The 7,354-nt window shown below is 41.4% G+C and carries 7 protein-coding genes; all 7 read right to left on the minus strand.

Annotation, left to right across the window (positions count from 1 at the left end; translation table 11 throughout):
* Nucleotides 1-921, minus strand: coding sequence for a PD-(D/E)XK motif protein (locus tag CIK95_RS03440; RefSeq protein ID WP_094466280.1), 921 nt, complete (start codon nt 919-921; stop codon nt 1-3).
* Entirely contained in the window at nt 914-3,781 is a 2,868-nt protein-coding gene (locus tag CIK95_RS03445; protein ID WP_094466259.1) for a Z1 domain-containing protein, read from the minus strand. The genes CIK95_RS03440 and CIK95_RS03445 overlap by 8 nt, the downstream gene beginning before the upstream one ends.
* Nucleotides 3,782-3,785: 4 nt before the next feature.
* Nucleotides 3,786-5,285 carry an ATP-binding protein gene (locus tag CIK95_RS03450; RefSeq protein WP_094466260.1) on the minus strand — a complete coding sequence of 500 codons (1,500 nt, stop codon included), beginning with the start codon at nt 5,283-5,285 and terminating at the stop codon, nt 3,786-3,788.
* On the minus strand, nt 5,272-6,354 hold the full coding sequence (locus CIK95_RS03455; protein WP_094466261.1) for a DNA cytosine methyltransferase: 1,083 nt from the start codon (nt 6,352-6,354) through the stop codon (nt 5,272-5,274). The genes CIK95_RS03450 and CIK95_RS03455 overlap by 14 nt, the downstream gene beginning before the upstream one ends.
* An 82-nt stretch (nt 6,355-6,436) precedes the next feature.
* The gene (locus tag CIK95_RS03460; RefSeq protein WP_371591362.1) at nt 6,437-6,658 is read right to left on the minus strand and encodes a hypothetical protein; all 222 of its coding nucleotides are present in this window, start codon (nt 6,656-6,658) and stop codon (nt 6,437-6,439) included.
* Complete coding sequence (locus CIK95_RS03465) at nt 6,658-6,885, minus strand: DUF3791 domain-containing protein (protein ID WP_094466263.1); 228 nt, start codon at nt 6,883-6,885, stop codon at nt 6,658-6,660. The genes CIK95_RS03460 and CIK95_RS03465 overlap by 1 nt, the downstream gene beginning before the upstream one ends.
* 9 nt (nt 6,886-6,894) lie before the next feature.
* The gene (locus tag CIK95_RS03470) at nt 6,895-7,101 is read right to left on the minus strand and encodes a helix-turn-helix transcriptional regulator (RefSeq protein WP_094466264.1); all 207 of its coding nucleotides are present in this window, start codon (nt 7,099-7,101) and stop codon (nt 6,895-6,897) included.
* Nucleotides 7,102-7,354 lie beyond the last annotated feature (253 nt).

The following is a 7,354-nucleotide window of genomic DNA, read 5'->3' on the forward strand; positions in this document are numbered from 1 at the left end:
TCAGTTGAGTTTAAATGGTTCTATTTCTGTTAAAAGCAAATCATATTGAGCACGTGCAATTGCATTCGATAGCAAAGACCGATGCAATCGAGGGAAGTCTTTGGTGTCGACCTTGTATTTGTACATATTCTTCAACGCAAAAACTAGATTATCATTTTCGTTGGAGAATTCAAATCCAAACAATTGTAGCTTTGCCATAAAGGTCTCACGCTGATGAGCATTCACTAACAAAGCTATAATACTGTTGACGAGTTGATTTATCCTAATACCGTCAAAAGATGGACTCATTTTCTCCAGTTCATAAACGACCAATGTTCCATCAATGTCGCTGTCAAGTTGCTCAATGGAAGAAATACGGACACTCTCTTTGCCAAAACTGATGGTTTTCACTTCAAACCAGTCTTGCTGGTCTGAAAAATCTTTGTGTGTTTTCTCAGGCCCCATCCAACTATCAAGAGCGACGTCTATTCCTCTATCAGGTATCATGTAGTCTTTCAAAAAAAGGAGCTCGCCTATCAAGCCCATCATCTCGGTTTCTGTCATACGGGCATTGTCAGGTCGGAACAGTTGCCTCCATGAATAGTAACGTGACCTTAGAGTATGATATGCCGTTTCATCATCATTCGTCACGCGAACAGAATCCAAAAGGTCTTGGCAGAAGGTGCAAAAATACTCTAGTAGGTTATTGTCTTCAAGTGAGAATCGCAGAGTCAACATGTCTCCGTCTTTATACTGTTCAACAAAAATCACATCAGAACTGGAAATCCTGACAGGTTTGTACTTCCCTCTGAAATCAAAGGAATAGCGTGCATCATCATCACGCCCGATATAGAGACTCAGGTAACGATTATCACCAAATCTTATAAAGTGGCGGCTGGGAAAATCCTCCCTAAATGTTTTATAAATCTCGTTATTACTCATCGTCATCCTCCTCTTCGGGTTCTTCACCCTCTATGTTCAATTGTTGGAATATTTTGTTGACTTGATATTTTACAGCCTTGCCCTCTTCTTTAACGCCGGGGCATCCCACGGCAAAAGCCACGATACAATCATCACCAAGTGCTTCTCTGTATTTATGCAACATCTCTTCTTCCTCGCCGTCTGCCTCTTTTGGCTTGATGAACATAATAATCAACATGGGCTTTCGCTTGGGAAGAAATCGGAAATATGCCTTCACGGGGATGTCTCTGCCCAGGCTGTTCTCACCATCTTTCTCCCACTGGTTACGCTGAGCATCTTCTGCACTTTCAATATCTTCTTTTGACAGAGCAAAACGCCCCTCCATACTACCTGTCATTACACGACGACGTGTACTAATTTGTATGATGTTGCGAGTTGTACTACAGATGGAACGTTCCATACATTTTATCTGTCGAAGCCCTTTCACATTATAATGTGTTGTAGATTTGCCACTTTCAAATACAACATCCCACAAATCAACTCCTTCTGTATCCTCATCTTCCAAAAAATTGATGATGTTTTTCGCATCAAAACGAGGATTCGCCATTGAATATTTGATGCCACGCAAAAACTCAACCACAACTTCTTTAGGAACGTCGGCAAAGTATCGCGAACTGCCATCAGAAGTGTCGTTCACATCCTTATTAACTTTCTTGTAATCTGTAAACCTGAGCGAATATCCTTGTGCAAAAAGTTCTGAAGCAAGTTCCTGAACCCTTTGCATGTTAATCTTGTTATGCTCTATTTTTGATGTTATATATGGAGTATCATAGATATTACCATAGAAAGAATACATCATGTCTTTGCTGACAGCTGTCCTCATTTTGTTTGAAGCTGTGATTTGCAACTCATCACAGTTATCGCGAACTTTAATACCAAAATCCTTGGGAGTCAGTTGCTGGTCAAACATTTCACGAATGTCGTTCTTCAGTTCTGCAGAAGCTTTTGCGACTTCGGCATACCACAAGGCGCTTGTGTGGCTTGTCCATATCTGGAAAAGGTCTTCATATCCACGTCTATATCCAAACCACCGGCCCATTTGCATCAGTACATCAAAGGTGGCTGTATTCCGATAGAAATAGCTAACCATCAATCCTTCAAGAGTCAATCCACGAGACAGAGCAAGACCACCAATAGCAATTACCCGCAGCGATGGATTCTCTTTGTAATTAAGCGAAGCACTTTGTTTGGAACCGTTGACCATTTTAACCTCTATCTTCTCCAATGCTGCCAGAAGAGTAGCTTTCTGCGAAACACGAGCAAATGTTACATCATTGACTTGGCTAAAATGCTTCTCCCATAGTGAGCGCAATTCACCATAGAGCGGTAGATGATGGTTTTTGCTAGCATCTTCATTGAAGTTGACACGAATATCGTTGAATACTGCTTCGAACCATTCAGCGACATGTCCTGTTATCACTTTCTGAACATGAATAAAGCGGGACATGTTGACCAGCATGCTTCTTGGTTCTTTGCTTTGGCCACGCAAATCACGGACAACATTCGCCAAACAGAAACAAAGAATGGACTCACGCAAGGAGTCGGGCAAAATGCCGTCCCATTCCTTTTTGTGCTTATAATAGAAAGTTCCGGAATTAAGAACTTCAAGATTGTTTTGAACAAGGTCTTTATACTCCTCTGAGGCATAATCCGGTTCTGTGATGTCGGTAATATAACGTAGATTGTGATAGAAAGTCCCTTCAGGATAGAATATTTTGTCTGCACCCACATAGTTAGACGGTGCCTCTAACGCGTATATGAAATGTTCGGGGAAGAGATCTGCATGCTGCATAGCATCTACAGAGTCAGGATCAATAAACACGTTTGCAAATGGGGTGGCCGTAAATCCCACGTATGTGGAATTCATGAATAGGTTACAGATTTGCCGTATAAGCTTATTGGTACGAGTGGGATCTGTCTCATCTTTGCGAGTATTCACAGACGCATTGTCTGCCTCGTCGTCAATAAGTAGCATGGGTACATTCACATATCCTTTTACCGGGTCGATATTTTGTTCTCTCAACCAATTGAAAAGTCGCTGAAGTACCGAAACGTTCTTCTTTATGACAAACAACACCAGAGAGTTGCTTGCTAACGACATCGTTATCTTGTTACAGTTGCCAACAAAATCGTTAAGCGTAGACGTTACAGATGTGGCCTTTATTTGCTTGTTGTCTAAGCCAACACCGACTCGTGGATACTTCTCGATCTTGCCTTCTTTTTTTAGGGTAATACCAACAATGCCCTCATCTATTCGTTCCTGTGTCTGTCTGCGTAGGTTTTCCGTGATGCCGGTAAGCAGAATAACAACCTTGTATCCTGCATCTGCAGCCTTGCATATCAACCCCGTATAGGTTGCTGTTTTGCCAGATTGTACGTCACCGATAATGAGACCCCGACGAAGTCTAGGCTTATCCAGAGCATCGTTGGGATTGCCAAGACAATTCATAATGTCTGGTAATGTTATATCGTCAAGCAAGTTGATGCTAATACGGCTGATAGAAGAATGGTTGATAAGATAATCCTTGTATCTTGACCAAAAGAAATTGTCCTGTATTTTCAAGTTGGAGTACCATTCACGCTTTTCGCCATAATCGTTGAATATCGCTTGCCCTTTGTTGTGTACAATCTTATACTCATACTCCATATCGATGAAGAGGCGTGTTTTTGCGGCTTCGTCACAGTCCAGTTTGGAGAGCATGACAGCCTGATTGATATAGGAGTCTATATCTTCAAGTTTGAGTTCTTTTCCTTGTGATAAGGATAAATCAATGAAAGTCCTCGTAAACTGTTTTAGGATAGTATATTGGCTTTCTGTCATGTTATTACATTTTTTCTTTGAGTAGTTTCTCTTTTATAGCAGGATATTTACACCAAGGTTCTGAATTCATTAAATCATTGACAATAGCTTCCCATCCATCGGTACGAATATTCATCATGGTTGAAGCTAATGTGACCGCCATCTGGTAGACATCGTCGAGTCGTTCATTGGTCTCTTCTGGTACCGAGATGGACTCGTTACTCTTGTCTATATACAACTGCTGGATTGGTAAATTGTTCTCTATCTCGTTGAGAAGCATTTCCATATATCCATAATCTTCATCGCTCATTTTGTCACGAACGAACTGGTAAAGCTTGCTTTCACGATTTATCTGATAGAAGAATGTGTTGTTTCTACCTCTTTTCCTATCCCAGATGTAATCAAGATTCTCGTTTACCTTCTCCGTTCTTCCTCGGTATGTCTGTTGACGGACGGAGAATTCAAGCGCCTCCTCCACTGCCTTTTTCAGTCTATGAAGTATTTGCTTGGGGATAGAAGCCTGCTGCTTCTTAATGTCGATAGACCAAATATCATCAAGAGAATTGGGTATGTCAACACGAATACGGGCGTTCTTTGTCAATTCCGCACGTTGCTTCATGCCAAACCATGTACCCCAGATTATCAACCTCTTGTTGCGATAGATGTAGAATCCTTGTTTTGCTCGAAGGTTCTCAACACCACCGATGAGTTGCTTGTCCTTTTCTTTTAGCTCTGTTGCAAAAGGCAGAATAAAAGGGCGTATTTTTATCATTCTTTCAATTCCAGAACTGTCCATTATATCTAGCTCGATTTCCTTTTTGACGGTAGTCTTCGGATGCTGTTCAAGGAATGGATCTAATGGATTTATGTCGAGCTCATTGATAAAGATATGAAGGCGTTGTGTTCCAATGCCGGAGAGATAACGATGGTAAATTAAAGCAAGAGTATTTTCCAATGAGGAACGCAAATCGATCAATGTCGAATAAACTTGTCCGCCACTTGAATTGGACAATACATCGAAGTCCTGCCAGATAACAATAGTACCCTTATTTTGCTCCTTTAATTTCGCGATATAGGGTAGTGTGTCGATTTCTTTTGCCTCCAATTCTTTTATCATCCAGTCCTGAGTCTCAAGAATGTGATTGTAATCCCAGGTATATCCATTTAAAGTCTTGCCTTCATAGCTTACTACGGTAAGGCAACGACATTGTGATAGTGATGCTGACTTCATTCCCATCCCAAAGCGGCCCAAGTCTTCTTCTGCGCGTTCTTCCTCTGCCGACAAACATCCATAACGCATGGCTTCAAATAGGACATCAGCTGCCATTCCGTCACCATCATCAAGAATGCCAAGAGCCAATTCATCCATAGGATTAGACGGAAACAGTATACGGACATTCTGCGCGTGTGCACTGATACTGTTGTCAACGACATCTGCTACTGCAGACTCAAAAGAGTATCCCATAGAGCGCAGAGACCCCATTAAGGTAGAGGCTTTGGGAATATGTCTTCTATCTTTGCTCATGTTCTTTGGTTTGTTTGATTATTTGTTGGAAAACAGCTTTAGCCAACAGGGGTGGTACTGCATTGCCTATCTGCTGTTGGATGTGCATAAGCGGACCCTCAAAGATGAAAGTATCTGGAAAACTCTGAAGTCTTGCGGCCTCTCTCACTGAAATGCCCCTATCTTCGTAAGGATGTATGAGCATACTCTTTCTGTAATTCGAGATTACGACCGAAGGCTGGTCAGCTCTCAGACGCTTGTAGATTCCACTATGGCATCGACCTTTGTCCGCATAGTTCTGCATAAGGTGGTCTGGAATGGCTCGCCAGTTCTGACCCTGTCCAATGTATTTATAGCGCTCTATAACTAAATCATTATTTCTCGAGACATAGTTTTGACGCGCTTTGTCTGAACCTTCACGCATCAACCGTTCATATTCGCTTGCTTCTTCTAGCGACAGAGTATATGCTGCTTCCTCAAGCATCTCTCCATTTTGCAAGGAAGGAAGGTCACTTATGGCTTCATCTACAGTGACTTTTGTGGTGTGTTTCTCCGGGAATTTAAAGTCAATGCCCAGCCTGTTGCCAACCATAAAGAATCGATTCCTATTTTGAGGAACGCCATAATCTGAAGCCCAAAGGACAGAAGAAGTGATATTGTCATAACCCTCAATGGATCGGAAACAATCCTCAATCATTGATTGGGTCTTACCCTCGTTGATATTGGTTATGCCCCATACATTCTCCAGAACAAACCATTCAGGCCTTATCTCCTGCACAAAGCGTACGAACTCCAAGAACAAAAAGTTCTTTTCGTTCTTCATATTCCTTGTTCTTGTATTTGACATTGAGAATCCTTGGCATGGAGGCCCACCCATTATTACAAAGACTGACTTCCCTTTTCCATGCAACGCCTTCGGATCTATCTTTTGAATATCTCCCTGTAGAACCTTTGCTCCTTTATGGTTGCGCTGGAACGTTTTTGCCGCGTGCGGATTAATCTCAATGGCAGAGCTAATCCTTATCCCTGCCATCTCTGCCCCAAGGCTCAAGCCTCCAGCACCAGAAAATATGTCTATACCATATCTCATTTTATTCTTTTTACTACCTTATTTTATTCGTTTCAAAGAACGTTCTCTCGAATGTATCAGCCTACCTTACCCCACTTTAACATCACGTTCCTTTATTTCCTATTAGTTCCTGATATAAAGCCGCAGGTCCGAGGTGCCACATCTTGGTAGATTCATCTTCCAGTCGTTTGTACATATCGGAAGAGTATATCATCTTTATCGCTTCTACGATGCTGACATTCTTGTCTTCTGAAAGCAATTCGGCCATCCATGCCACCTTTGATGGCAGGAGCAGATAGAGATTGCTTTGGGTTATTTCTTCCATTATTGACGCCCCTCCTTTTCTCGGATGTTAATGAACTCATCTATATCCTCCAGAAGCCATTGGTAACTTTGGGTATGAAGCACTTCAAAATGCTCTTCGAGATATTCAAGCACGCCATAATAGTCAAGTTCCTTTGCTGCTTCTGCACCTGTCAGTCCTTTAGCATTCTTGTATTGTTCGATGCAGAACGATACGAAGTAGGCGATATCTTGTTTCCTCTTGTCCATGATAATCTATTATTCCAAAGGTCTCACCAAGTCGTTTACATTTACTTCAAGCACTTTTGCTATTTGCAGCAACATCTCCAGATTGGGTTGGGTCGTATTCGTGACCCATTTGGAAATAGTCGCAGGATCCTTACCCACTTGTTCTGCGAGCCACTTGTTGCTCTTCTGCTTGTCAACCAGAACGACTTTGATTCTGTTTAATCGTCTATTCTCCATTATTCTTAAAGTTATATTCTGTTTGCAAAGGTAGTGAATTGTTCGCAAAATCAATGAGATTTGCACCCTATTTTTCAATAAATTCACCTTTTTGATTGCGATTTTATCAATTATGGCTCGTAAGTATGACTATTCCTAAAATTAGTTGACAGAATTGGATGCGATTAACTAATTAGGTTTACTACTTTTATTCAGTTCTCTGTTTTACTTTACAAGTTCTGTTAGTTGAACTGATTTGTTTTACAAGATTTCA

This window comes from Prevotella sp. P5-108, from assembly GCF_002251385.1.
Taxonomy (GTDB): Bacteria; Bacteroidota; Bacteroidia; order Bacteroidales; family Bacteroidaceae; genus Prevotella.